Source organism: Brachyspira aalborgi, assembly GCF_008016455.1.
Lineage (GTDB): Bacteria > Spirochaetota > Brachyspiria > Brachyspirales > Brachyspiraceae > Brachyspira > Brachyspira aalborgi.
The window spans coordinates 1,927,019-1,950,621 of sequence record NZ_SAXU01000001.1; the positions used below are offsets into that span (position 1 = coordinate 1,927,019).

The 23,603-nt window shown below is 27.7% G+C and carries 25 protein-coding genes; 8 read left to right on the forward strand and 17 right to left on the reverse strand.

The annotated features are described in order from the left end of the window. Nucleotides 1-69: 69 nt before the first annotated feature. Nucleotides 70-1,695, reverse strand: coding sequence for a peptide ABC transporter substrate-binding protein (locus EPJ79_RS08665; protein WP_147739189.1), 1,626 nt, complete (start codon nt 1,693-1,695; stop codon nt 70-72). Nucleotides 1,696-1,840: 145 nt separating this feature from the next. Between EPJ79_RS08665 and EPJ79_RS08670 the strand changes: the two genes are divergently transcribed. The 5 genes from EPJ79_RS08670 to EPJ79_RS08690 all read left to right on the forward strand — a co-directional run bounded on the left by EPJ79_RS08670 (nt 1,841) and on the right by EPJ79_RS08690 (nt 6,528). Next, on the forward strand, nt 1,841-2,080 hold the full coding sequence (locus EPJ79_RS08670) for a hypothetical protein (RefSeq protein WP_147527653.1): 240 nt from the start codon (nt 1,841-1,843) through the stop codon (nt 2,078-2,080). A 9-nt stretch (nt 2,081-2,089) separates the two neighbouring features. Beyond that, the gene (locus EPJ79_RS08675) at nt 2,090-3,241 is read left to right on the forward strand and encodes a peptidase M30, hyicolysin (protein WP_147739190.1); all 1,152 of its coding nucleotides are present in this window, start codon (nt 2,090-2,092) and stop codon (nt 3,239-3,241) included. A gap of 119 nt (nt 3,242-3,360) precedes the next feature. Continuing rightward, the gene (locus tag EPJ79_RS08680) at nt 3,361-4,104 is read left to right on the forward strand and encodes an NYN domain-containing protein (protein ID WP_147739191.1); all 744 of its coding nucleotides are present in this window, start codon (nt 3,361-3,363) and stop codon (nt 4,102-4,104) included. A gap of 32 nt (nt 4,105-4,136) precedes the next feature. Next, the gene (locus tag EPJ79_RS08685; RefSeq protein WP_208745265.1) at nt 4,137-5,462 is read left to right on the forward strand and encodes a CHAT domain-containing protein; all 1,326 of its coding nucleotides are present in this window, start codon (nt 4,137-4,139) and stop codon (nt 5,460-5,462) included. Further along, complete coding sequence (locus tag EPJ79_RS08690; protein WP_147739192.1) at nt 5,455-6,528, forward strand: N-acetylmuramoyl-L-alanine amidase; 1,074 nt, start codon at nt 5,455-5,457, stop codon at nt 6,526-6,528. The genes EPJ79_RS08685 and EPJ79_RS08690 overlap by 8 nt, the downstream gene beginning before the upstream one ends. A 14-nt stretch (nt 6,529-6,542) precedes the next feature. Here the strand turns inward: EPJ79_RS08690 and EPJ79_RS08695 are convergent, their stop codons facing one another. The 14 genes from EPJ79_RS08695 to EPJ79_RS08760 form a co-directional block, all read right to left on the reverse strand. Continuing rightward, nucleotides 6,543-7,265: an amino acid ABC transporter ATP-binding protein gene (locus EPJ79_RS08695; RefSeq protein WP_147739193.1), complete on the reverse strand. Its 723-nt coding sequence runs from the start codon at nt 7,263-7,265 to the stop codon at nt 6,543-6,545. After that, nucleotides 7,253-7,930, reverse strand: coding sequence for an amino acid ABC transporter permease (locus EPJ79_RS08700; RefSeq protein ID WP_147739194.1), 678 nt, complete (start codon nt 7,928-7,930; stop codon nt 7,253-7,255). Before EPJ79_RS08700 ends, EPJ79_RS08695 begins: the two co-directional genes overlap by 13 nt. A gap of 18 nt (nt 7,931-7,948) precedes the next feature. Beyond that, complete coding sequence (locus tag EPJ79_RS08705; RefSeq protein ID WP_147739195.1) at nt 7,949-8,737, reverse strand: substrate-binding periplasmic protein; 789 nt, start codon at nt 8,735-8,737, stop codon at nt 7,949-7,951. Nucleotides 8,738-8,759: 22 nt separating this feature from the next. After that, on the reverse strand, nt 8,760-9,314 hold the full coding sequence (locus EPJ79_RS08710; RefSeq protein WP_147561931.1) for a CD3072 family TudS-related putative desulfidase: 555 nt from the start codon (nt 9,312-9,314) through the stop codon (nt 8,760-8,762). Between the two features lie 21 nt (nt 9,315-9,335). Further along, nucleotides 9,336-9,908: an RnfABCDGE type electron transport complex subunit G gene (locus EPJ79_RS08715; protein ID WP_147739196.1), complete on the reverse strand. Its 573-nt coding sequence runs from the start codon at nt 9,906-9,908 to the stop codon at nt 9,336-9,338. Then, nucleotides 9,908-11,005 (reverse strand): RnfABCDGE type electron transport complex subunit D, encoded by a 1,098-nt coding sequence (locus tag EPJ79_RS08720; RefSeq protein ID WP_147739197.1) that lies wholly within the window; start codon nt 11,003-11,005, stop codon nt 9,908-9,910. Before EPJ79_RS08720 ends, EPJ79_RS08715 begins: the two co-directional genes overlap by 1 nt. Before the next feature lie 9 nt (nt 11,006-11,014). Further along, entirely contained in the window at nt 11,015-12,325 is a 1,311-nt protein-coding gene (gene rsxC, locus EPJ79_RS08725; protein WP_147739198.1) for an electron transport complex subunit RsxC, read from the reverse strand. 114 nt (nt 12,326-12,439) lie between these two features. Continuing rightward, nucleotides 12,440-12,940: a zinc ribbon domain-containing protein gene (locus tag EPJ79_RS08730; protein ID WP_158634365.1), complete on the reverse strand. Its 501-nt coding sequence runs from the start codon at nt 12,938-12,940 to the stop codon at nt 12,440-12,442. 247 nt (nt 12,941-13,187) lie between these two features. Next, nucleotides 13,188-13,454, reverse strand: coding sequence for a hypothetical protein (locus EPJ79_RS08735; RefSeq protein WP_147737033.1), 267 nt, complete (start codon nt 13,452-13,454; stop codon nt 13,188-13,190). Nucleotides 13,455-13,477: 23 nt separating this feature from the next. After that, the gene (locus EPJ79_RS08740; protein WP_147739200.1) at nt 13,478-15,520 is read right to left on the reverse strand and encodes a hypothetical protein; all 2,043 of its coding nucleotides are present in this window, start codon (nt 15,518-15,520) and stop codon (nt 13,478-13,480) included. A gap of 12 nt (nt 15,521-15,532) precedes the next feature. Then, a complete protein-coding gene (locus tag EPJ79_RS08745) occupies nt 15,533-17,317 on the reverse strand; it encodes a hypothetical protein (protein WP_147739201.1) in 1,785 nt (594 codons plus the stop codon). 264 nt (nt 17,318-17,581) lie between these two features. Then, entirely contained in the window at nt 17,582-18,352 is a 771-nt protein-coding gene (locus EPJ79_RS08750; protein WP_147739202.1) for a PorT family protein, read from the reverse strand. 522 nt (nt 18,353-18,874) lie between these two features. After that, the gene (locus tag EPJ79_RS08755) at nt 18,875-19,429 is read right to left on the reverse strand and encodes an NUDIX domain-containing protein (protein WP_147739203.1); all 555 of its coding nucleotides are present in this window, start codon (nt 19,427-19,429) and stop codon (nt 18,875-18,877) included. A 4-nt stretch (nt 19,430-19,433) separates the two neighbouring features. Continuing rightward, entirely contained in the window at nt 19,434-20,468 is a 1,035-nt protein-coding gene (locus tag EPJ79_RS08760) for a hypothetical protein (RefSeq protein ID WP_147739204.1), read from the reverse strand. 199 nt (nt 20,469-20,667) lie between these two features. Here EPJ79_RS08760 and rpmE point away from each other — a divergent pair, with 199 nt between their 5' ends. Both rpmE and EPJ79_RS11680 read left to right on the forward strand, forming a co-directional pair. Continuing rightward, nucleotides 20,668-20,874, forward strand: coding sequence for a 50S ribosomal protein L31 (gene rpmE, locus EPJ79_RS08765; RefSeq protein ID WP_021959260.1), 207 nt, complete (start codon nt 20,668-20,670; stop codon nt 20,872-20,874). Between the two features lie 156 nt (nt 20,875-21,030). Next, nucleotides 21,031-21,198, forward strand: a complete 168-nt coding sequence (locus EPJ79_RS11680; RefSeq protein ID WP_021959261.1) for a hypothetical protein — start codon at nt 21,031-21,033, stop codon at nt 21,196-21,198. Between the two features lie 88 nt (nt 21,199-21,286). Here EPJ79_RS11680 and EPJ79_RS08770 read toward each other — a convergent pair whose 3' ends face one another. Both EPJ79_RS08770 and EPJ79_RS08775 read right to left on the reverse strand, forming a co-directional pair. Beyond that, complete coding sequence (locus EPJ79_RS08770; protein WP_147739205.1) at nt 21,287-21,832, reverse strand: epoxyqueuosine reductase QueH; 546 nt, start codon at nt 21,830-21,832, stop codon at nt 21,287-21,289. A 10-nt stretch (nt 21,833-21,842) separates the two neighbouring features. After that, nucleotides 21,843-23,057 carry a DUF6175 family protein gene (locus EPJ79_RS08775; RefSeq protein ID WP_147527373.1) on the reverse strand — a complete coding sequence of 405 codons (1,215 nt, stop codon included), beginning with the start codon at nt 23,055-23,057 and terminating at the stop codon, nt 21,843-21,845. Between the two features lie 207 nt (nt 23,058-23,264). Here EPJ79_RS08775 and EPJ79_RS08780 point away from each other — a divergent pair, with 207 nt between their 5' ends. Next, a complete protein-coding gene (locus tag EPJ79_RS08780) occupies nt 23,265-23,579 on the forward strand; it encodes a phasin family protein (RefSeq protein WP_147527226.1) in 315 nt (104 codons plus the stop codon). The last annotated feature ends 24 nt before the right edge of the window (nt 23,580-23,603 follow it).

Here is a 23,603-nt window from a genome sequence, read left to right on the forward strand (position 1 = left end):
TGTAAATAAAAAAGAAGCGACTTAAATTAAAAGCCGCTTCCTATTACAATGAAAAACAAAATCGTCAAATTATTTCTCTAACTCTGCGTATAAAAATTTATGCCAGCCTAAAGGGTCGTAAACCACGCCTTTTAACTTTTTGCTAACCATTATCGGGTCTGTATAAAAGTAAATTGGTATAAGTCCCATATCTTGCATTAAGATTGTTTCCGCTTTATGCATAGCTTCCATTCTGACTTTTTGGTCTGTAGTCGACATAGCTATTTTTAAATTATTATCGTAATCTCTGTTTGAATAACCGCCGTCATTTTGAGCGCTATAACTTAAAAACACCCCTAAAAAAGTCATTGGGTCATTATAATCGCCAATCCATCCATGACGAGCGACTACAAATTCTTTATTAAGTCTTGTATTTTGGAAAGTAGCCCATTCTTCTTGAGAAACTATTGAATCTATATTTAAATATTCTTTCCACATTTGCTGAATCGCTTCAAATATAGGAATATGATTTCCAGAATTAGACTTAAATTCTATAATCGGCATTCCTTTGCCATCGGGATATCCAGCTTCGGCTAAAAGTCTCTTTGCCTCTTCTACATTCTTTTGAAAATCTTCTTCTTTAACGCTATAATAATCTCCGCCAACTTTTCTAAAATCGCCTTCCGCATCCTCCATATCGTTTATTCCGTTTGGCACCCAAGCCGCTGCGGGAATTTGTCCAGCTTTTGTGACTTCTTTAACTATATAATTTCTGTCTATAGCTAAAGCCAAAGCCTTTCTTATTCTAACATCTTTTAATATTTTATTTGTCCAATTTAAGCAATAATAATAAGTTCCTATATACGGAGCTATATGCATTAATCCTTCATTTTGTAAAGTTTCTATATCAGGTAGAGGAGGATTATTTGCAAAATGTATTGTTCCTCCTTTAATTCCAGCCATTGCAGCGGTTTCATTTTGCATCAATACAAATACGAGTTTTTGAGGAATTATTGCATCCGCATTCCAATAATTAGTATTTTTTTCCATAACGAGTCTATCTTCCGTTCTTCTTTCGGTTAATATAAAAGGCCCGTTTCCAAGATAAGAATCGGGCGATAAAGTCCAATCATTTCCATATTTCTCTATAATATCTTTTCGTATCGGATAAAAAGTAGGAAAAGCCGCAAGCTCAATAAAATAAGCCGTAGGAGTAGCTAATTTAACTTCAAGAGTGTTTTCGTCTATAGCTTTAACTCCTAAAGATTCCAAAGGTTTTTTGCCCGCGTTAATATCCATAGCGTTAAGAACAGGCTCATATTGATAAGCGTATTCTGCAGCCGTAAGAGGGTCTACCGCTCTTCTCCAAGCGTAAACAAAATCGTCCGCCGTTATTTTCTGTCCGTCCGCCCATTTTGCATTTTCTCTTAAATGAAATGTATAGGTTAAACCGTCTTCGCTTATATCCCAACTTTCTGCAACTCCGCCGATGATTTTATTATTTTTATCTCTTGTAGCCAAACCTTCAAAAGCATGCTGAATATATATGCTTCCATCTACAGCGTTATTTAAAGCGGGGTCTATACTTCTAGGCTCTGAACCTACATTAATATAAATCGCTTTGCCATCTCTATGTTTATCTCCGCAAGATAATAATATTAAAGATAAAAACGATACGAAGATAAATAACGAATAAATTAGAGTTTTCTTTTTCATGATGAAATCCTTAATTTTTATTTTATAATATTATTCTACAATTAAATAAATTATTAGTCAATAAAAAATTATTAAAAATTATAAAGAGTTTTTTTATATTTCCGTTAATAATATTAATAATTCCAAATAAAAAAGGAGTATTGAAATGACTATAAATAATATTTCTTCAAATAATACGGCTATAAAAATACAATCTTTAGCTTCAAAACCAAATACTGAAACTATAAAACAGGTTAAAAATACGAGCCAAAATATAAATCAAAATTCCTCTTTGTCGCCTCTTTCAAGCAGATATACTTATGCAATCGGAAAAGACGGAAAGAAATATATATTGCAATTAAGAATAGATATAGCTTCGGTTAGAGCTTTTAGCGCATTAGCTTAAATTTATTCTATGCCAAATTGTAGAAAGTTATTTATATTTTTTATTCTATTATTAAATAGTTTACTTCTTCATTCTAATTTAAACGACATATTAAACGATAAAAAAAATTATCAAATTTATTCGGGCGATAATAAAGAAAAAATTTTAAACGCCGTTAGATATATAAATAATAATTATTCTAAAGAAAAGATAAAAGCAAAAAATATATATTCCACTTCAAAAATAGATTTATATTTGGAAAACGATTTAAAAGTTGAATATAAAGGATTAAAAAATATTCTGCTTGAAACAATGAGAGTTTACGATATGGAAGAATATTTATTTGGCAAACTTGAAGGCAAATTAATTTTATTGATAATGGATATTAACGGAGGCTTTAGCGGAGATAAACCTTATATGCAAGGTTATTCTATTTTAGACGGAATTACTAACGAAGAAAAAAATATTATATTTTTAGATTATATAAACGGTTGGGAAAATATTGATTCAGTTATAAATACTATAGCTCATGAACTTCAACATGTTATACATTATAGCAAGATAAGAGAAAATAATAAATCTTTCGATATTTGGGTTGACGAGGCTTTATCGGAAACTGCGGTTATTTCTTATAGAGGCACTTTGCCAAATAATAGATTAAATTATTATAATAATGATTCGATGTATTTGATAACGAAAGGAGATTATTTTATAAATTGGAGCGGAGGTTATACGATTCATAAATATGCTACAGTTTCGCTTTTTATGTATTGGCTTGGACTTCATTCAAAAAACGGTTTTGAAATTTACAAAGATATTGCAAACGCTCCCGAAGAATATAGAGGAACTTATAAAGCGATTTTGTATGCGGCGAATAAAAATATAAAAGAGTTTAAAGATTGGAGCGAACTTTATGCGACTTGGCTAAAGGCAAATTATAATAACGATAAAGTCGGATTATACGGTTATAAAGGATTAATAGAAACAAAACCTAAAATAATAACTACCGCTTATAATTTTTCTATGTCGCCAGGAGCCGCTATTTATGTGCAAGGCGATTTTATTTCTGACGATAAACTTTTAAGATATGTAGAGCTTGGAGATAATATTTATATAGTTTATAATCCCGATATTAACGCTAAAGGAAAAGACAGATATTTAATCGTCAATTCTTATTATTAAAAAATTTTATATTTATGTTATTGATTTTTTTGTCAAAATATATACAATATATTATCTGGTTCAGGTATAAAAGCTCCTAAACATATTGGGAAAGCTAAACCCTGAATCTTTTTTATATTATGGATATTAAGGTAGCTGTTTTGGTAGATGGTTCTTTTTTTCTAAAAAGATATAAATATTATAGAAAAAAAATAGATTATAGTTTTAGTTTTTCAAAAGATAATGCCAAAGAAGTTGTAAAAGACTTATATTCTATAGTTCTTGCAAGCAAAAACGAAAAAAGAAAAAAAACTGAAAATTATTGTTGTTATCTATACAGATTATTTTTTTACGATTGTTTTCCATACGATAATAAAGAGCATAATCCTAAAACTGGTAAAAGTATAGATTTTTCAAAAACAAAAGAATATGAATTTAAAATAGAGTTATTTAACGAATTAAGAAAAAATAGAAAAGTCGCTTTGAGACTTGGAAAATTAAAAAAACAATATGGATGGACTATAAAACCTTCTAAAATTGAAAATATAATAAAAAATATTAGAATGGAAAAAGATAATTTTTCAATTAAATTTGAAGATTTAGTCGAGGAAGATTTTATTTTAAACTTAAAACAGTCTGGAATCGACATGAAAATAGCGGTAGATATAGCTTCTTTATCGTATAAAAAATTAGTTGATAAAATAGTTTTAATTTCAGGAGATAGCGATTTTGTTCCAGCTTCTAAAATAGCAAGAAGGGAAGGTATAGATTTTATATTGAATCCAATGGGCAATCATATAGGAACTTCACTAGAAGAACATATTGATGGTCTAATAAATGAAAAACTTATTTTAAATATTTTAAAGAGAAATAATTTTAGTTAAATCTAATTATTTTAAAATTATAAAGAATGCAAATGAAAGAAATAAAATCTTATATAATAACTCAAAATAGAGAATATTTTTCTAAAAATTCGGAATATATAAAATTAAAAAACTCCGAAATAAAAAAATTAATTAAAAACGGAAATATTATAAACGCATTTTTATACGAAGAAGAAAAAAATAAACTTTACGGATATTATGAAATTGATTTAAATGATTTGAATAAAAAAAATAATGAATATTTTTTATATATAAAAATAACCGATAACTATAAAAGAAGAAGAGGAATCTATTATAAATTAGATAAAAAATATAAAGATTTTTCTATATACGAAATTGATAATAAAACTTTTTTGAAATTAAAAAACGGACTTGCTTTATTAAACGAAAATATCTCTCAAACTTTTTTTTCTTGTCAGGTAGAAAATGATTTAGAAGAAAACGATATTTTTAAATATAAAGCTATAGAAACTTATCCTTCGCTTTATATTGCCGAATATACGAAAAAATTTGATTATCAAGCTTATAAAAGTATTTATAAAGAATATTTAAGATTATTAAAAACTTCAAATAGCGAAAACGATAATTCTGATAAATATATCGAAATCGGAAGTTATTTAATGAATATGCTTATTCCCGAAAAAGAATTTAGAAAACATTTGCTTGAAGGCTTTAGAATAGTTTATTTGCATCTTGACGAAAAGACTTATAATATTCCTTTAGAAATACTCGCTTATGATAAAAAATTTATTTCTGAAAAAATAATTTTTTCTTATACAAACGCCGTTAATATTTTACATAATAATAATTTGAAAAATAAAAATAATAATAAAATGGCTATAATCTCAATTCCCGATAAAAATATAAAAAACGATAAAAATGAAATTGAAATAATTAATTCATTTAAACTAAATAAAGATATAAATATTGACTTATATAGAAAAGAGCATAATTATTTTGATTTTATTAAAGTTTTGGAAAATTACGATATCGTTCATATAATAACGCATGGATATTCTAACGGAATAAAATTAAGCGAAGATTATATTTTAAACTCTATAAACGCTTTGGAAAATCCGCCTTCATTAATATTTATTAACGCTTGCAATATGGAAGAAAATAATAATAAATTAATTCAATCTCTTCTTTCTTCTGGAGTAAGGACGGTAATATCGGGAACGGGAAGTTTAGCGGACGGAATCTATATCGATTTTATTAAAAGTTTTTATTTAAATTTATTTCATAAACATACAAGAATAAATACGGCGCAAGCTTATTATTTGGCGTATTTGGAAATTAAAGAATTTTACAACGGTTTTATGCGTTATAGATTCAACGGAGTTCCCGCTTATGTTTAATATATTTATTAAAAAAATTATAATATATATTTTAATAATATTTTCTATTTCATTTTTTTTACTTCGCCCTAAAAATTATATAAAAGATATTAATAATATAAATACGATAAATACTAGTAATGAAATTGATAATCCGATTAAAATATCTACAATTTATAAATCGGCTGCTTATAATTTGAGAATACAATATATTATTTTGCATTATACGGCTTTAGACGATGAGCTTTCTCTTAAAGTATTAACTTCACATGGAGTTTCTTCCCATTATTTAATAACGACTAAAGAAGAAGAACCTATATATAAACTTGTTGAAGAAAGCAATAGAGCTTGGCATGCGGGAATAACTATGTTTGAAAATAGAGGAAGCATAAACGACAGTTCAATCGGAATTGAAATAGTTAATTTAGGTTTTCAAAGAAAAGTCACAAATACTCCCGCTCAATTAAGAAGAATGACAAGAAGGCAGAGAGAGAATAGATATTTTCTTTCATATAATGAATATATAGATTATGAAGAAAGCCAAATAGAAAAAGTAGCATATTTGCTTAAAGAACTTGTCAAAAAATACGATATAAAACCTTATCGCATATTAGGACATTCGGATGTTGCCCCTTACAGAAAAATAGACCCAGGACCAAAATTTCCTTGGAAAAGATTATATGACGAATATAATTTAGGAATGTGGTATGACGAAAAAGATTATAGAAAATTTTTATATGATAAAAAATTTAGAAGAGCGAAAATAAAAGACATTAAAGAAGAGTTTATAAAATACGGTTATACGAGTATGCCTACAAATAATAAATGGGATTTTGAATCGAGAAAAGTTTTATACGCTTTTCAATGCCATTTTAGACCGAAAAAAATTGACGGAAATATTGATAATGAAACTTTTGCTATTATAAGAGCTTTGAATGAAAAAATTAAGAAAATGAATGAAGCGGAATATATGGAAAAATTGCAGAATTTCTTGCAGAAAAGTTTTTTTACAAATATTTTTATAGAGGATAATATTGTAAATGATAAATTTGATTATATAAAAAATAATAATCTTTTTAGAAGATAAAATACTAATTAGTCTTAAAACTCTACTTTTTCTAAAAACATTTTCAAATCGTATTTATCGCATTCATTTAAAATATATTTAGCATTGCCGTCCGCAGATATTTTTCCATTATTTATAAATATTACTCGAGAAGCAAAACTTTTTATAGCTCTTATTTGATGCGTTACCAACATAATTGTAAAATTATCCTCTTTAAGTTGATTAATAGCCGAAAACACTTCTTTAGTCAAATCTGGGTCAAGCGAAGATGTAGGCTCGTCAAAAAGAATAATTTCAGGGTCCATTGCCAAAACCCTTGCAATAGCGACTCTCTGCTTTTGTCCGCCAGAAAGCATATTAGGGTATTGGTTAAATTTATCTTCTAATTTTACTTTTTTTAATAATTCTCTAGCCTTATTTATAGCTTCGTCTTTGGGATATTTTAAAACCACCTTCAAAGGCTTATAAATGTTTTCTCCAACGGTATAATGAGGAAATAGATTAAATTGCTGAAACACAAGTCCAATTTTTAATTTATTTTCCCTATTATAATTTATCTCTTGATTATTAATATATATATTTCCATTTTCTATTTTCTCTAATCCTATTATGCATCTTAATAGCGTGCTTTTTCCGCATCCGCTAGGACCTATTATAGCGACAGATTCTCCTTTAGAAACATTAAACGATATATCGTTCAATACATTTAAATCTCCGAAAGATTTTTTTATATTTTCTATCCTTATTAAGAAATCCATTTAGACAACCTTGCTTCAATATGTTTTGCTAAAAAAGTAATAGGATAGTTTACCATAAAGTATATTAATGCTAATGTTACATATATTTCAAAAGACCTAAAGTTTTTTGCATATATTTGATTTCCTGTTCTCATAAGTTCTACTATAGGAATCGTAGATACTATGGAGGTTTCTTTGATTATTGTTGAAAAACCGTTCATAAACGGAGGAATGGCTATTCTTATGGCTTGAGGCAATATAATATAAAGATTTGTTTGTAATTTATTATAACCTAAAGTTTTAGCGGCTTCATATTGCCCATTATCTATAGACATTATAGAAGCTCTAACATTTTCAGAATAATAAGCGGCGCTATTTAATGACATAGCAATTATAGCTGCCAATATAGCGGGTATCGTTATGCCAATACTAGGAAAAGCAAAATAAAATATAAATAATTGAACTAAAAGAGGAGTTCCTCTAAAAATCTCTATATAAGCCCCCAATATATAATAAATTATTATCATAAATATATTTTTAGGTTTATTATATCTTAATAATCCGACTATTATAGATAATAATGCTGCTATTAAAAAAGAACAAATACCTATTAATAAAGATATACTCAATCCTCTTATAAGTATAGGAATAAAAGGAATCATAACTGAAAAATCTAATTTATACATATAAACGCAAAAACTTATTTAATCCCTGAAAGGTATCCATTTTTTTAATATTGTTTTATTATAGTCGCTTGATATAAATTGTTCTATAGCGTTATTCAATACATTTTTTAATTCTTCATCTCCTTTTCTTAATACAATAACCACATCCGCCGAATTTATTGGGTCATTTATAATTTTAATACTTGAATCATTATTAGCCGATGTAGCTGCGTAAGCTTCTCCCACTACTATAGCGTCTATCCTGCCATTATTTAAATCGGCAACCGCATTAGCATTTCTATCATATTTTTTTATTTCCTTAACTTTAATCCCTTGTTCCGAAAGCATATCTGCCGCTATAGAAGCACTTGTGCTATCTTGAACTCCTATTATTTTATTTTCTAAATCTTTTTTTCCGTTTATATCATTATTATCTTTTTTAGTTATTATTATTTCATTTAAAGTTATATACGGTATAGTAAAGTCAACCAATTCGCCTGCACTTTGAGCTTCTAACGGCGTTATGGCAGAAATTACTGCGTCATATTGCTTTTGATTTAAGGCAACAATTAGACTTTCCCATGGTATATTATTAACCTCCGATTTTACCCCTATGTTAGACGCTATATAACTTGCAAAATCGACATCATAGCCTTCTATATTGCCTTTATCGTTGATAAATGAAAAAGGAGGATATTCTGGACAATTTCCATATCCAAATATTCCTTTTTCTAAAACATTTTGTAAAGAATTGTCCTTGCTCGATTCTTTAGTTTTATTACAACCAATTACAGTTAATATAATTAATAATAAAATTTTTTTGCTCATAAAATTTCTCCTAATTTTAATTTTATATATTAAATTCTTTTAAAATTAAATCTCTTGCATCTTCTGGATTAAGCTCGTCTAAACCAATAAAAGGAATATCTATATTTGCATTTAATAAAAGTCTCTTTAACTCATCCATCATTATGCCATATTTATTTTTCATTTTAACAGAAGATAATTTATTTTCAAAACCATATTCCTTACCAAATTCTCCTCCCCAATCACCTATGCAAGTATAATTTACTCCGCAGCTAGGACTCCCGTTTACTCCTATAACTCCAACAATTATATAACCATTATTATAAAAATCAATAACTTGTTCTACTATAGGTTTTAAAAGTTTTTGGCATTCTTCTCTGTAATGTGGATTATCTAACTGATTACAAACTTGACTCCATCTTTTTATACCGCATACATGCTGCTCTACGCATGGAAGTTGTATGATTCCAAAATCATTCTCCATTAAAATATTTATTAATTGTTTCAACGCCGAACTATTTATAGCTATTCCTTCTAATTTGGCGTTTACATTTAAATAACAATGAGATATTAAAACAATTTTTTTAGCTCTTTTCATTAAATAACTCTTATGATAGTATTATTCCAAAAACAAACTTACCGCTTCGTCTTTCGCTATATTAACCGCATCGACTACGCTCGCGCTTGAAATTGTAGCTCCGCTTATAGCCGCTATCTCGCTATCTCCCGCTTCTTCAGGTTTTATTCCTTTTACGACATAAAGAGGAACTACAGAACTTTGCTCTTTAAATTGATTTCTAAAAGAATCTTCTACTATTTTTGCGCCAAGTCCTGGAGTTTCCGACTGTTCCGTAATAACTATTCCCGTAACTTTTGAAACTTCAGCGTCAAATCCAACCAAAATTTTATTCTCTCCGTTATAGCCTTTTGCGGAAGAAATAATTGCATAACCAGATATTGAACCGTCAGATTTTTTTCCTATATAATATGTGAAAGTTGAATTTTCAGTTAAAGGACCTTCGATAGTATCGGAATCTGTTATAACTGCTTTAACTCCTTCCAAAACCGTTTTTTCATTATTCGCTAAAATATCTTTTTCAAAAGAAGAAAATACAAACGAAAGCAAAAATCCAGAAACTAACGCCGTAATCGTAACAGAAATAACCGCTTTATAACTAACTTCTTTTTTCATTATTGTTTTCCTCCGTCTTTTTGAGATTTTTGTATTTCAATAGCTTCTTTCTTTCCGAAAGGCATCGGACGAGTAAGCATAGCTATTAAAGGCATAAACATATTTCCTATTAATATAGAATACATTGTATATTCGGGCGAAGAACCAAAAGCCCTTAATATTGCAAGAACCAATCCTATTAATAAAGCATATATCCAAGCTCCCAAATGACTCGATGGACATGTAACCATATCTGTAGCCATAAAGAAAGCTCCTAAACAGAAACCTCCCGCTAAAACTTGATATATAGGCGATGCAAATTTTCCAGGCATAGCCAAATTTAATAATAGACTCGTTATAACTAAAGAAATAAACATTCCCAAAGGAATTCTCCAATCTATAGTTTTTGTAATTAAAAGGAATATTCCTCCTATAAGCAAAAGCAAAAATGAAGTTTCTCCTATCGCTCCGCTCGTGCTTCCTAAAAACATTTGAAGATAATAATGAGATTCAAATTTTATCTGCTCTATTAACGAAGAACTTATATTTTCTGCATAAGTGAATTTCATAAATGTTAACGGAGTCGCATAAGTTAAAGCGCCGACAGCTTCTATAGATTGAGTCGCCCCCGAAATAGCTAAATCGACTCCTTTAACAATATTATCAAAAATATCTAAAAAAGGAACTCGAACAGGAAGTGGATATTGCGTCATTTGAGCGGGAAAAGCTACTTGTAAAAAAGCCCTTCCAACCAAAGCGGGATTGAATATATTGGAACCCAAACCGCCGAAAACTTCTTTTGCAAATACTATTGCAATAACTCCGCCAATAACAACCATTGTAATAGTCGCGGTAGACGGCAAAGTCATTACTAAAAGCAATGCCGTAATTATAGAAGCGTAATCGGGCAGTATTGATTTTTTTCTAACTTTTTTTACTATTATAGTTGATAATACGCAGGTTATAATAGAAGTCAAATATAAAATTATAACTCTATTACCAAATATAACTACGCTATAAATGATAGCGGGCAGTAGAGCTATGATAACTCTTAACATTATTTTTTGTGTAGTATCTCCGTCTTTTATATGAGGAGACGATTCAGTATAAAAATTCATATTATCTCCTTAAAATCTTCTTAATAAATCTTTACCGTATCTAATCCATTGAACCAATGGAATTTTTGAAGGACATATATAAGAACAACATCCGCATTCAAAACATGTCGCTATATCTAAATCGTTTAATCTTTCGCTTATTTTCGATTTCGCCGTATGAGCGATTTCCGTAGGCGATAGTTTTAAAGGACAAACATCCGAACATCTTCCGCATTTTATACAAGGATATTCAACTTCTTTAGGCATTTTATCCTTATTAAAAAATAATAAAGAATTTGTTCCTTTGTTTACGCATTGCTCCAAACTTGGAACACTCGCTCCCATCATAGGACCGCCCGCCAATATTAAAACATTTTCTGCAGTCAATCCTCCGCAATTATCGACTATTGTAGAAATTGGCGTTCCCAAAGGAATCCATAAATTTTTATGTTCTTTAATCGCATCTCCAGAAATTGTAACCATTCTTTCCATAAGAGGTTTATCTTTCGCTACAGCTTCATAAATAGCGTATAAAGTGGCTACATTAACGACTAAAACATTAACATCCATAGGCAATTTTCCTACGGGAACGACTCTGCCCGTTGCAGCGTCAATTAACATTTTTTCAGCTCCCTGAGGATATCTTAATCTTAAAGCCATTACTTCCACATTATAATTTTTTGCAGTTTTTGACATTTCTTCTATTGCTATTGGTTTATTCGCTTCTATTCCTATAACCGTTCGTTTAACGGAAGGAATTATTTTTCTTAATATTTCTATTCCTTTAAATAAATCTTCCGTATTTTCAAGCATCAATCTATAATCACTCGTAATATAAGGTTCGCATTCCACACCGTTTATAATTAAAGTATCGCAAATTCCTTTAGAAGCTCCATCAACTTTAACATTCGCAGGGAAAGTAGCTCCTCCCATACCGACTATGCCAGCCTTTTTTATTTTATCCGACATCTCTTCTGCAGATAAAGACATAAAATTTGATTTCTCATCATACGGCAAATTATAAGAGTTAGGCTCTACATTTATAAGCAAAGCGTTAGCGCCTCTGCCAAGCGGTTGCGGAGCTATTTCTACCGAAGCTACAGAACCGCTAACCGAAGAAGAAACATTTCCCGAAACATAACCGTTTGCTTCTCCTATAAGTTCTCCTCTTTCAACCTTATCGCCTTTATTTTTCAATAATTTAGCGGGCGCTCCTATATGTTGAGCCATAGAAATAAGAACGCTTTTCGGAGGATTTTCCATATTTGAGGAAACTATATTAGCAGTATTTTTGCTGTCATGAGGATGCACTCCGCCAAAACGAAATTTCGCTAATTTCATAATATAATCCTTCTTTATAAAATTGTCCTTTTTAGTAGTAGAAAGAACCTAAAAACTACTTCTTTATTAGGTTAAAAAATAAGTAAAAACTATTAAATTCACAATCTTTATTATCTATTCAATAGTTTTTAAATATAAATCATACATCTCATTATGTATATTATACACAGGCTGAGCTTTACCGTTCATTTCAAAAGCATTTACAGCCCAATGGTCATCTTGCAATATTTTAAATTGAATTAATACATTGTTGTTATTCAAATTTCCACTAACATTAACATAGTAATTGTTGTCTGCAGCGACTATAGTCTCCCATTTTATATCTGTAAGAATGGCTTCTAACATAGTCCCTACAGTAACATCTCTATTTTCAAGAAATACGCCATTTTTAATAGTGCTAATATAGTGAGATTGTTTATAACCTATATTAAAACTTCTTACAAAATCGGGTATAATACAAATACATATAATCAATATTATAACACAAATAAAAAATATTAAAACCTTTTTATTAAAAAATTTTTTATTCGTTTTTGTATCAGATATCGGATTTCCACATTTATCACAGAATGAAGAGTTTTCTTTAATTTCATTACCGCAATTTTTACAAAACATAATATAATCCTTCATTAATTATTTATAATATATTATAACAGAATATTTTTATTTGTCAAAATTTATTTTATAAAAATATAATAGTAAAGTAGTATATAATATAGCTTTTAAAAATATATTAATTATTATCAGTAAAGAAAGTCAGGCATTTTGTAAAGATAAAACTTTTTTAAAATAAGTCGTTTTGATTTATAAAAATATTATTAACTATTTTTTAAATCGGTTTTGCTATATAAACATGGCAACTCTATTTTAATGATTTCGGAGTAAATATATAAAGCAATATGATTAAAATTATAGAACCTAAAATTGCAGACGATAAATTTATTTTAATATATTCCACAATCTCGTTTATTCTCGGAATATAATAAGAACCTAATAAAGCTCCCGCAGTCGCTATTATAAACATCATTACAAATCCGCCGAATACTTTTAAATGAAGTATCTTATAAAATATTAAACTCACTATTATTCCAATTACAATAAAAGCGGAAACGACTATAATATATTCCATTCTACTAACCTCTAATTATAATTTTAATTTACCGATAAACCTATAAAAAACGATTTTAATTTTCCTTCTTCATCTTGAACGGGAATAAAAATCAAATGATATATATTTTCTCTGTCGCTAATATCAAATTTATCTTTTAACGAATCTGAAGAAAAAGGGTCTGACACATACAAAGTTCTGTTATGCGAAAGTATCTTTTTAAATAATCCTTCGTTTTCGTCTATCTTTAATAATTCTTTTGTAGAATCGGATAAATTTTTAGAATCCGAAACTCTATAAATTTCATCCTCGCCTTTATTAAGCATAGCGCAATGAACTATATCTAATCCAGACTGCTCTTTTATCCAACTTAAAATTTCATTCATATTTTTATTGACAAATTTTTTCCCTCTTATCGATTTTAATACTTTCTTCCAAGAAGCCGTCATATTTTCTCTAACTTTTTCTTCCGCTTCTCTATAATAATCGTCTGGAACTTTAGGAACTTCTTCGGGATTATATAATTCTTCGTCCGTTAAATCTTCTTTATCAAAAGTATCGTTTTCATTCGCTTTTTTTACAACTTCTCCGTTATAACTTTCGTCAATATTATCAATATTATTTAAATCGATTTCATCGCCAAGAAGAAAATCTTTATTAAGAGGAATATTAAAAGCCTCGCTTGAAGAAAAATATTCGTCTTCTTCTTTTGTTATTTCATCTTCAATAATAGAACCATGACTTATCAAAATGTCCTCCTCATCGTTAATAATATCTTCAATTTCATCTATGCTTTCTGCAATATTATCTTCTCTCTCGTCCAATTTTTCCATATCTTCCAAATGATTATATAATTCTTCCAAATCGTCTAAATCTATATCGTTATTTTTTATCTCTTCGTTGTCGCCTTTATCTTCTATTTCTTCTTTATTTTCAATTTCGTTATTATTTTCATTGTCAAATTTTTCATCGAATTTATCGTCTTCTGGCATATCAAAATTTTCTAAATCGTCTAATATTAATTTTTCTTCTTCTTTTTTCTCTTCAATATTTTCTTTTTTATCTTCGTATTCTTCTTTAAAAATATCTTCAAGATTTATATTATTTAAATAATTAATATCGTCTTCGCTTAAAAGTTCAAAATCGTTTTCATTTTTTTCATCGACATTAAAATTGATACTGTTTATATTATAATCTTCTTCTTCATCGTATATATCGCCTTGATTTTCAGCGATAATTTTTCTTCTATCGTATAAAACCGAAACGATTAAAAATATAAAAGAAGATGATAAAATTAATAATAAAACATATTTTAAATATTTTTGAACAATCGGAACATTAAGTTCCAATATTCCTATAGAAAAATTTTCTATTCCTTTCACTTTGCTTGAATGCAAAAGATAAGAAGAATTATCTATATTAATAGTTTTTGAATTAGATTTTTCCATATATTGAGTTAAAGTATCTCGAGAAATGCTGTTAATATCAATCGCTGGATTATAATAAACTACTCCGCTTGGCAAAACTACAAAGTTTAAATTATATGAAGTATTTTCAAAAATCTTTTTAAATACGCTTGCGACTATATAGCCGATTTTAATTCCTTTTTCGTTAGAAATTGATTTAACAAAATAAACTCCGTCATAATCTTTATCGAAGAAAACCAAATTATCAAAATTTTTATAATTATAAATATTTATTCTTTTAGCTTTATCGGGCGATGAAAAAACAGTTTTTCCATCGGGCAAATATAAAGCCACAGTATCAAAAGCGTAATGTCCGCTTCTGAATATTGAAATTATTTTATCTCTTTCTGATTTATCTATTCCGCTTAAAATAATTCTTTGCAAAAAATCGTCAAAAGGATAACTTTCAAGTATTTTATTAATTCTTTTATCGTATTCATTAACTAAATTAAGAACGCTATTTTGACATATTAAAGAACTTCTATCTAATTTTTTAGTGTCGACATCGAAAGCGTCTTTTTTTAATCCGAATACAAAAGCAATAAATAAAGCTATTATTATCGCGTTTAATAAAATAGCTATATATACAAAAATTGAAACATTATTATTTTTATCAAACATAGAATAACCTTATCACTTTTTAATTATGCTTTTTGCATCTTCTTCCGCCTTGTTTATTATAGAAGAAAGCATTTTATCGAAAGCTGCAAAAACATCTTCCACATTATCTTTTTTATAATCTTTTTCTTCTGCAGATTTTTCGTCAAAAGTTTTTTCTTCGTTATCAGATAAAACTTTATTATATGAATTTAATATATCTTCATCGACATTATTATTTTCTTCAAATTTATTTTCAACATTTTCTATAATCTCTTCAGAATTAAAATTATTTTCTAAATTTTCTTCATTATCAATTTCTTTTTTTAAGCTATATAATTCTTTTTCTTCTTCTAAACTCAAATTATCGCAAGTAATATTTTCTATTTTCAAATCTTCAAATTCTTCATTTATAGTATATTCTTCTTCAATTTCGTCTATTATTCCGTCTTCTTTGAATGTAAGATATTCGTTATTTATATCGCTAATATCTTCTATTATTTCAGTTAAATTATTTTCAGAATTTTCTTTTTCTAATTTGTATTCTTCGGATAAATTAATATTGTCTATATTTATATCCTCGTTTTGAATTAACGCTTCAATATTGTTGTCTTCTTTTTTATCCTCAATTTTTTCTTCAATGTCTTTTTTACTAATTCCATTTTTTATATTTGAAACTATATTAGATATTTCTTTTTTTATATTAAATTTATCTTCTTTATTAATTTCTTTATATTCTTCGGGGATTTTATAATAAACTTTTTCAACTATCGGGGGAATATCTTCTTGAGGATTAGATTTCGGCAATTTTACATTTATTATGCTTTCGTCTATATTTTCTAATAATTCTCCTTCCGCTTGAATATTTTTAAGATAATCTCTATTATGTTTAATTTGCATAATATATTTAAAGAAATTAATTATACCGTTTAAGATTAACTGAAAGAATAATATTATAAGCGCCGTTAAAGCTAAAACTATAAGCTCAAAATAATTTGGATATTCTTTGCCTATCATAGAAACAGAAAGCGAATCATTAACTATAAAGCTTGGTTGTTTTTTATAATATGCAAATCTATTTATAACGCTTGAAACTTTTTCTATAGTATTGTCGCCTATAGATTCTCTAACATTATAAATTAAATTTCTCGAATCGCTTACATATAATCTCTTATCCGCTACCTGATAATACATTGCAATATCCGACACATAAGAATAATCGTTTCTTGTGGCGACTATAATCTCTCCATGATTATTTTTAATATATTCCATTATATAAAAAGCGTTTTCGTTTGTCGCATTTAAAACCAAAGAACCTTTTTTTATTATCTCTTTAATTAAATTATCTTGAAGTTCAAGAGGCCATGATTTATTTTTAGACAAATATAAATTGAGTCTCATTTTTCCGTCTATTGCAAAAACCGTCATTCCTCTTAAATAAGGATTTTCAACCGTCATTTTATAATAATCGCTTTTATATTTTTCAAGTTCTTTTTTAGAATATGATTTATTAGGATTATAATTTTTAACAATATCGGCGGTTTGATACATGCTATAACCGACATAATCCGAAATTGACTGACTTATTAAATTAATTTGATATTCTGAAACGGTATTTCTTTTTACATTCATTTTTACCGCAGCTTTATCCATCATTTGCATCATCATATCAAGATAATCGTTTATAAAAACCGAAACTTTACTATTTGAAGGCAATATACTATTGCTTGCCGCTCTTGCAAACATTGCGACTATAAAAATTATTAGAAACGATATTATCAAACTTAAAATTGTTTTTATTATTTTCTGATTTTTATTCATAAAATAGTCTACCTTATTAAAAATTATAAAACACTATTATAATAATTTATCGGTAAAAAGAATATCTAACTTGAAATATTTTATATTGATTATTATGCTATAATAATAGTTGAATTTTTTAAGTTTCATAGTTTTATAGGCTGATTTTTTATTCGCTTTTCTCAAAAAGAATGAAATTAATACATAAAAAACGGTTTATACAATTAAGTATAAACCGCAAATCAAGTGTTTTAGAATTTATATAAAAAATTTTGAAAAAGATTTTTAAGCTTTTGGACCAAATCTAAATCCTAATTGAAGCCCAATATCAAATGCATCTCCTCCGATTTTTGTTTCTTTTTGTTTAGGAGCAAAATCTCCGCCTAAATATAAACCAAAGTTCATTGCTATATTATCCGTAAAGAATAAATAATAATCAAAAGTCACTTTCATGTATCCGATAACTGAAGGCGAAAACAAATCGGTTATATCTTGTCTTGAAAGGGTAATTTTATCTTCCGTTTTAATCCCTGCGTCGCTAGCCACATCGTTTACTGCAATAGTAGAAGTCATTGACATATTTCCAGCAAGAGGAATTTTAACTCCTCCGCCAATTCCTATAGCAAGTCCATGTCTTCCTCCAAAACCAATATTGAATTTAGGCAATAGTCCTAATTTGAAGCTATGAAAGAGTTGTTCAATAGAAAGACTAGCTTCAGCGCTATAAGTTGTATTGCCGCCGCCAACGCTACCGCTAGATATTGCTCCAGAGCCATATCCCATTGAATATCCATCAAAGCTATAACCCAATTCTCCCAAAACGCTTATTCCAAAACCGTCTTTAACTTGGAACATATAACCGATTTGAGCGCTGACATCCGCATCGGCGCTTAAAGTTCCCTTAATGCCCAAATCTTTAGCTTCCTTATTCGGAATTACAACTCCAGCTCCTCCAGCCAACTGAAACAAAAACTCGAACCCACTTGCCGCAAATGCCGATACGCTAAAAATCATCGTCATTGCAATTGTTAGAAGAAATTTTTTAATTTTTTTCATTCTAATACTCCTTTTTAAAATATTTTTTATTTATAACCAAACGAAAATCGCTTTTCGATAAGTTATCAAAGTTGATTGAAGTTAAAAAAGATTTAACTAAATTATGCAATAAAATTGAGACACTTAAAAATTTAAATGCCTTTAAAAATTGAAATATATAAAATTTAAAATTATTATTTAAGATATAATTATGGCTTTGCTTTGCTTTGCTTTGCTTTGCTTTGCTTTGCTTAACAAATTTACAGTATTGTTATTTGTTATGATTTTCATATCAAACTTTCCTTACCGATTTCTCGGCAAATACTTTTACAATTAAATTATACAACATTTAAAAAATTAGTCAATAGTTTATTTTAATTTTTTTTCAATATTGATTAATTTAATTTAACAATATTATAAAATATTTAAAAATTTTTGTCAACAAAATAATTTAAATATTTATTAACTATTATACAATCTTTTAAAAATAAAGTCAATATAATTAATTTAAATATTTTTAATTTAAAGATGTATCAAGCGTTTTTATATATTTTCAAAATAAAAATTTAAGGCTTCTTTTGAGGATTCAAAGGCTATTTTATCGAAATCTATATTTTCTTTTTTTATAAATATAACTTTAGAGGCATCGTCCGAAGGTTTTACTTTTGGAATATAATTTAATTTTGCATAAAAATAAATGTCGGATGTAACATACATTATTTTTTCGTAAATATATTCGTTGCTTCCGCTCATAAGAAAATTAACTTTATCTAATTTTATCGAAGTTTCTTCAAATAATTCTCTTTTAATCGAATCTTCTATTCTCTCGTAAGGTTCGCAAAAACCTCCAGGCATAACTATAAAATCTTTTTTAGGCTCAAATTTTCTTAAAACGAAAACTATTCCTTTTGGAGTGTCGACTATTATTCCAACGGCGGAAGCGGGATTTATAAAATAACTTCTCTTACATTTATCGCAGTTAAAAATTTTTATATTATCAAAAATTAAAGAATCTTTCTCTCCGCAAAAAGGACAATATTTAAATTGATGTTTTATATGTTCGGCGCAGTCAAGTTTTTTAAAATTAAGTTTATCCATAAAATTAAAAAGCTATCGAATAATTTTTATTAATAAAATAAGAAGTTATATTTTTAGTTTTATAAATAAAGATATCCGATTCAGCCCAAATTCCAAAAGGCGCTTTTTCAAAATCGTTATTTTTAATATCGATTAAATGAAAACAATTAGAATTATAATCTTTAGGTTCTACATTATAAAAATCGTATATATAATAATTTTCTATATTCATAGTTTTCATTTTTTCGTCTATTAATGTTTCCATCTCTTCAATCGTATTTGCCACAATATAATAAGTTGAAATTGAAGATATTTTTTTGCATTTGCCAAGACATTTTACGGTAACATTCCACCATTTAGGCTGTTTTCTTATCGTTCTTTCGTTAAAATTAATCGTAGAAAATCCGTAAAGATGCTTTAAATTATTTATAATATCGTAATAATCAAATACATATTCATCGCTTTCCGATACCGCTTCATAAGAAACTACCGAAGATAAAGGATAATGCCAATGTTCATAATCGCTAATAAAAGAAGGATATTCGTTTAATAGATTAAAATAATCAAGTATAAAATTAATATTATTTACATTTTTGTAAGGAGTGTTTATTATTACTTCTTTATCTAAATTAATAAAAACTTCAAATTCTGTTCTTTCGTCTATAATACCAAAACCGACAAATCCGCATTCTACCCATAATTCTTTATATCTTTTAAATATATTTTTTATTTCAGACATAGAAATATCTGGGTCGCTCATCATTATATCGAAATCTCTATTAATATCTTCGCTTATTCTTTCTATAACCATAGTTGAATAAGACGGAAATAATTTTGTTAATTTTAAAAATAAATAAGGAATTTTATTTGCAGAAACGGAAATTCTATAAGAATACAATTCTTTATCTTTTGATTCAAAATAAAATCCTTCTTTTGGTTTTGCATATTTGCTCGGAACGATTCCAAGCGGCGATTGAAATTTATTTATAATTATTCTATTTGATTTTATTTTATTTAAGATATTTCTTCTTCTCTTACTCTTTTGAAAATAATTAAACACGATACTGTCCTTAAAAAAATAAAATGTATTTCGGTTATAATAAACTAAAAAATAATTTTGTCAAGATAATATAATTAAATTATTATGAGTATGAAATTTTTAATATTTATGCTATTGCAATAAAATTAAATTAATAATATAATTATTCATTATTTTAATAAAATTAAAAGATTGATTATTAAATTTTGGAGAATATAAAATGAAAAAAGATATACATCCACAATATTATGAAACTCAAGTAAGTTGCGCATGCGGAGCTAATTTTAAGGTTCGTTCCATTCAAAAAGATTTGCATGTCGATATTTGTCATAATTGCCATCCATTTTTTACAGGCAAACAAAAAATTCTCGACACTGCGGGAAGAGTGGATAAATTTAATAAACGATACGGTATTAAAAAGCAATAATGTAAATTTCTTTATTCGTGTTTCAAAGTCTATAAAGCTTCTTTAAGATTCTTTATAGGCTTATTTCATTTATATTAAAAATATTACAATAAAACTAAAATTTTAAAATAAAATTCCGAAAATAATTAAGTGAATAAATTATTAGGAGGGTTAAACATGGAAGTGAACTCTATTTATTCATCTAAAATGTTTCCTTTGACTAGGCATATGCGTAGTGCGGGGTTAAATGTTTATAATTCTGCTCAATTAAGCGATAAAATAGCAAATATTATATCGAAAGAGCAAAATAACAGTATAGGGAATGTATTGGATGTATATGTTTAATTTCTATTTTAATTAAAAAACCAATTGTATTCTTTTTGCAGTTGGTTTTTTTATTTCTATAATTTTTATATTATGTTGACTATAAATATTATCTCATACTAAACTCGCATCCGCAATAATTCTGTCTGTAAAGTCCAACTTCGTTTGCTATCATATTAGTTTTTTTAAATCCGTCTTTTTTCTTAAAATCTACATGCAAATATTTAATCGGAAAATATTTTTCGGCTAAAGAATTTCCTATCTCTTCTATAACCTTGCTATTTTTATGAGGACTTACAGTCATAACGGTTGTCACATATTGAGCGTTTATATTTTTCGCATATTCAAAAGCTTTATTTATTCTATGCTTAAAACAAATATTGCATCTCGCTCCTTTTTCAAGTTCTTTTTCAAAACCTTTTATATCGCTATACCATTTCTCAATATATTTTTGATTTTCTTCTATATGAATGGCTATATTAAAAGATTTTGCATAATTTATAAACTCGTCTCTTCTTCTTTCGTATTCTTTAATCGGATAAATATTTGGATTATAAAAATAAAATATCGTTTCATAATTTTCATTTTCAAACAGAGTTTTTGGATAGCACATACAAACCGCGCAACATGTATGAATAACTAATTTTGGTTTCATTTTATAGCCTTTATTTTTTAGAAGCTTTTAAAGTAATTGTTTTATCGTCAAAACCGTTTATTATTATTTGATAGCCCATATTTTTTGCTTTGGCGTTAATATCTACTGCAAGATTTCTACTTGTGCCGACATATTGAACTACAAATCTTGAGGAATCCCCCGAAACTCCTCTATTATAAACATTTTTAATATCGCCTATATTTTTTTTAAGTGCGTATTCAAAATCGATTGAATCGTCAAAATCAAGCCCCGAAACATAAATAGTATATTCCGTTCCGTTTTGAACTTCGCTTTGCCATTTATTTACAATTTGATTAATAAAATCGTCCGATATTGAATTTGCAGATTTTACAAGCGCTATAGAATAAGCGTCCTTATCGCTTCCGCCTACTCCTCCCGTTTGATGAGTCGCTCTCGCTATAGTTGAATAATCGGAAATATTAATTGCAGTTATGGCGACATCGCTTCTATAACTTTTCATTGCAGTTCCTTGTATCGTAGTAAAATAAGCGGCTCTCGCTTTTCCGACTATCGCTATTTGCGCTCCTGTAGATTCGGCTATTTTTTTTATCGCTACCGAAGAATTATCAGAATAATTTATATTTTCTCCTTTCATAATTTTTCTTAAAGAACTTGCGCTTACAAATTTAAAACCTTTATCACCCATATTTTTTTCTAATTGAACATTAAAAGATTCGCTTAACTCTCCGTTTTCGTCTATAACCAAAACTACTATTAAAGGCATATTTTTTCTATCCATTAATATTCCCATAGCTTGCAAATTATCTTGAATCATATCGACTCCGACAACAGCCTCTATTTTAGAATGCCAAATAGAAGTATTTTTATTTATATCCAACACTTTATAAGAAGAAATATAACCTGTAGTATTTTCGTATATTTTTGATTCCAATAATTTATTATTTCCTACAGAAGCCACGCCATGAATTATAGAACCTACCGCTTGCTCTACGGCGTTTCTTTTTGCGCTTTCAATCGCTCTCTCTATAGCGTTTGCATCTCCTCTGCCATCCGCCATAGCAAAACCTTCCGCCGTTATTTTTGTAGTTTTTCCGCCTTTGAAATCGGGATTTTTCCAATTATTTACTATTCCTATTCCTCCCGTTTCTTCGCCTACATAAGCTCCGCTTGAGCTACTTTTTGAAGTCGTTGAGCATGAAATAAAAATAATCGATATAATTATGCAAATTAATATTTTTTTCATTTAATAAAAACCTATTTTTTGATTTTATAATTTTATAATTAAAGATATAATTTTGCAATAAATAATTTGTTAAATAAAAATTATAATTAATATAGAAAATGTTATATTACAATTATTTTACTTTTAAAATGCTAACGGTTTTTTAATATTGACTTTTTTATTAAAGGTAATAATATTAAAAATAAAAAATTAATCAAGGAGAATAATATGGGAATGTCGGACGATATAAAAAAAGGATTTTATGCGGGAATAGGCGTAATGCTTAAAGGCAAAGAAAAAGTTGAAGAGATTGCAAGAGAGTTTATAAAAGACGCTAATATGGACGCGGAAGAAGGCGAAAAATTTGTAAAAGATATGGTGTCAAAAGCAAATGAAACGAGAGAAGAGGTTGGCAAATATTTAGACGAAAGAATGCAAACGACAATAGATAAAATGGGATATGTCAAAAAAGAAGAATACGAATCTATAAAAAAAGAATTAGAGGAATTAAAATCTTCTATAAATAAAAATAATGCCCAATAATATATTAATTTTTATCAATATATA

Bases quoted from the DNA above. Each gene is read 5' to 3' on its own strand.
- EPJ79_RS08745 (WP_147739201.1), bottom strand. From the start codon at position 17,317: ATGAATAAAAATCAGAAAATAATAAAAACAATTTTAAGTTTGATAATA.
- EPJ79_RS08775 (WP_147527373.1), bottom strand. From the start codon at position 23,057: ATGAAAAAAATATTAATTTGCATAATTATATCGATTATTTTTATTTCA.
- EPJ79_RS08705 (WP_147739195.1), bottom strand. From the start codon at position 8,737: ATGAGCAAAAAAATTTTATTATTAATTATATTAACTGTAATTGGTTGT.
- EPJ79_RS08675 (WP_147739190.1), top strand. From the start codon at position 2,090: ATGCCAAATTGTAGAAAGTTATTTATATTTTTTATTCTATTATTAAAT.
- EPJ79_RS08695 (WP_147739193.1), bottom strand. From the start codon at position 7,265: ATGGATTTCTTAATAAGGATAGAAAATATAAAAAAATCTTTCGGAGAT.
- rpmE (WP_021959260.1), top strand. From the start codon at position 20,668: ATGAAAAAAGATATACATCCACAATATTATGAAACTCAAGTAAGTTGC.
- EPJ79_RS08755 (WP_147739203.1), bottom strand. From the start codon at position 19,429: ATGGATAAACTTAATTTTAAAAAACTTGACTGCGCCGAACATATAAAA.
- EPJ79_RS08670 (WP_147527653.1), top strand. From the start codon at position 1,841: ATGACTATAAATAATATTTCTTCAAATAATACGGCTATAAAAATACAA.
- EPJ79_RS08690 (WP_147739192.1), top strand. From the start codon at position 5,455: ATGTTTAATATATTTATTAAAAAAATTATAATATATATTTTAATAATA.
- EPJ79_RS08720 (WP_147739197.1), bottom strand. From the start codon at position 11,005: ATGAATTTTTATACTGAATCGTCTCCTCATATAAAAGACGGAGATACT.
- EPJ79_RS08715 (WP_147739196.1), bottom strand. From the start codon at position 9,908: ATGAAAAAAGAAGTTAGTTATAAAGCGGTTATTTCTGTTACGATTACG.
- EPJ79_RS08700 (WP_147739194.1), bottom strand. From the start codon at position 7,930: ATGTATAAATTAGATTTTTCAGTTATGATTCCTTTTATTCCTATACTT.
- EPJ79_RS08770 (WP_147739205.1), bottom strand. From the start codon at position 21,832: ATGAAACCAAAATTAGTTATTCATACATGTTGCGCGGTTTGTATGTGC.
- EPJ79_RS08730 (WP_158634365.1), bottom strand. From the start codon at position 12,940: ATGTTTTGTAAAAATTGCGGTAATGAAATTAAAGAAAACTCTTCATTC.
- EPJ79_RS08685 (WP_208745265.1), top strand. From the start codon at position 4,137: ATGAAAGAAATAAAATCTTATATAATAACTCAAAATAGAGAATATTTT.
- rsxC (WP_147739198.1), bottom strand. From the start codon at position 12,325: ATGAAATTAGCGAAATTTCGTTTTGGCGGAGTGCATCCTCATGACAGC.
- EPJ79_RS11680 (WP_021959261.1), top strand. From the start codon at position 21,031: ATGGAAGTGAACTCTATTTATTCATCTAAAATGTTTCCTTTGACTAGG.
- EPJ79_RS08710 (WP_147561931.1), bottom strand. From the start codon at position 9,314: ATGAAAAGAGCTAAAAAAATTGTTTTAATATCTCATTGTTATTTAAAT.
- EPJ79_RS08780 (WP_147527226.1), top strand. From the start codon at position 23,265: ATGGGAATGTCGGACGATATAAAAAAAGGATTTTATGCGGGAATAGGC.
- EPJ79_RS08740 (WP_147739200.1), bottom strand. From the start codon at position 15,520: ATGTTTGATAAAAATAATAATGTTTCAATTTTTGTATATATAGCTATT.
- EPJ79_RS08750 (WP_147739202.1), bottom strand. From the start codon at position 18,352: ATGAAAAAAATTAAAAAATTTCTTCTAACAATTGCAATGACGATGATT.
- EPJ79_RS08665 (WP_147739189.1), bottom strand. From the start codon at position 1,695: ATGAAAAAGAAAACTCTAATTTATTCGTTATTTATCTTCGTATCGTTT.
- EPJ79_RS08680 (WP_147739191.1), top strand. From the start codon at position 3,361: ATGGATATTAAGGTAGCTGTTTTGGTAGATGGTTCTTTTTTTCTAAAA.
- EPJ79_RS08735 (WP_147737033.1), bottom strand. From the start codon at position 13,454: ATGGAATATATTATAGTCGTTTCCGCTTTTATTGTAATTGGAATAATA.